Source organism: Cellulosimicrobium cellulans, assembly GCF_001722485.1.
Taxonomy (GTDB): Bacteria; Actinomycetota; Actinomycetes; order Actinomycetales; family Cellulomonadaceae; genus Cellulosimicrobium; species Cellulosimicrobium cellulans_A.
Genome location: NZ_LWGL01000305.1, coordinates 1 through 1,852 on the forward strand (window position 1 = coordinate 1; position 1,852 = coordinate 1,852).

Annotated in this window: 2 protein-coding genes; both read right to left on the reverse strand. The window is 76.0% G+C overall.

Annotated elements, in window-relative coordinates:
* Window positions 1-515, reverse strand: a 515-nt coding sequence (locus tag JZ5iCDA_RS17275) for a glycerophosphodiester phosphodiesterase family protein (protein WP_436967423.1), incomplete at its 3' end; no start/stop codon positions are given.
* Window positions 512-1,852: MFS transporter (locus tag JZ5iCDA_RS17280; protein ID WP_069388218.1), on the reverse strand; the 1,341-nt coding region annotated here is incomplete at its 5' end. The genes JZ5iCDA_RS17275 and JZ5iCDA_RS17280, both read right to left, overlap by 4 nt.

Sequence of the window (1,852 nt, forward strand, 5' to 3'; positions counted from 1 at the left end):
GGCGCGCGACCGCGTCCTCGGCGTTCATGCCGCGAGAGCCGGGCCAGCGTCGCGCGCCGGCGCAGGACCGAGAACGACGTCACGCACACGCGGTCGTGCGCGCGCGTGCGCTCGATCGCCGTCGCGACGGGCACGACGGCAGCCGCCGCCTTGACGTCGACGTTGACCCGCAGGTCCGGCCACGTGCCCAGCACGTCCTCGAGCGCGGGCACCGGCTCGACGCCCCCGATGCGGGCGCCCCGCACGCGCCGCCACGGCAGCGCGGCGATCGCGCCCGACCCGTCGGTCGTGCGGTCGAGCGTCGCGTCGTGCAGCGCGACCGCGACCCCGTCGGCCGTCGCGTGGGCGTCGGTCTCGACGTAGCGGAAGCCGAGCTCGACCGCGGCGCCGAACGCCGTCAACGAGTTCTCCAGCCCGTCGAGGGAGAACCCCCGGTGGGCGAGCGCCACGAACCCGCCGGGCGGGTCGAGGTACGGGTGGTGCGGTCCGGCGTCCGTGCGCGTCGTGATCGTCACGCCTCCAGGGTGCGCCTCGCGCGCGCTCCTGTCGCGGCATCGAGGGCGGGCAGGCGCACGAGGAGCAGCAGCGCGAGACCGACCGCGAGCACGAGGACGATCCCGAGCACGCCCCACGCCTGCGAGCCGGACACCGCCACCGCCGTCGAGAACGCGAACGGGGCGAGGAAGCTCGCCGCGCGCCCCGTCGTCGCGTAGAGGCCGAAGGTCTCCGCCTCGTGCCCCGGCTCGGTCAGGCGGGCGAGCAGCGCCCGGCTCGCCGACTGCGCGGGCCCCACGAACGCCGTGAGCATCAGCCCGAACACCCAGAACGCGTCCTGGCCGCCGTCGCGCAGGACGAACACCGCGACCCCCGCGACCAGGAGCCCCACGAGCGACCCGACCACGACGCGCCGCGGGCCGATGCGGTCGTCGAGCCAGCCCGCCGCCACGGTCGACACGCCCGCCACGACGTTCGCCGCGATCGCGAACACGACCACCTCGCTCGAGGAGAACCCGAACGTCCCGACCGCCACCACGGCGCCGAACGTGAACACCCCCGCCAGCCCGTCGCGGTACACCGCGCTCGCGAGGAGAAACCACAGCGTCGCGCGCCGCTCCCGCCAGAGCCGCGCGACGTCGCGCCCGAGGCGCCGGTAGGCGCCCGCGACGCCCGTCCCCGCACCCGGCGGGCGCACCGGGTCCGGCACCGCGAGCAGCACCGGCACCGCGAAGACCGCGAACCACACCGCCGCCAGCAGCACGCTCACCCGCACGTTCAGACCGTCGTCCGCCGTCACCCCGAACCAGCCGACGTCCGGCTGGATGAACCCGACGAACAGGACCAGCAGCAGCACGATCCCGCCCACGTACCCGGCGCCCCACCCGATGCCGCTCACCCGACCGACCGTGGCCGGCGTCGACACGTCGAGCAGCATCGCGTTGTACGCCACCCCCGCGAGCTCGAAGAACACCGTCCCCACGGACAGCAGCACGACCCCCAGCACGACCCCCGACGCGAGCGACCCCGGCTCCGGCCGCACGAGGAACATCGCCGCCGTCGCCACCACGACCGCGCCCGTCGTCGTGCCGAGCCACAGCCGGCGCCGCCCCGACGCGTCCGCGAGCGCCCCGAGCGCGGGGGCGAGCAGCGCGACGACGACGCCCGCGGCCGTCATGCCCCAGCCGAGCCACGTCGTGTGCCGGGCGACCACCGCGTCGACGTCGGCCGTGCCCGCCTCGACGAACGCCGTCCCCGTGATCCACGTCGTGAACACGAACGTCGTCACGACCGCGTTGAACGACGCGGAGCCCCAGTCCCACAGCGCCCAGGCCGCGACGGCGCGCGGCCGCGCGGC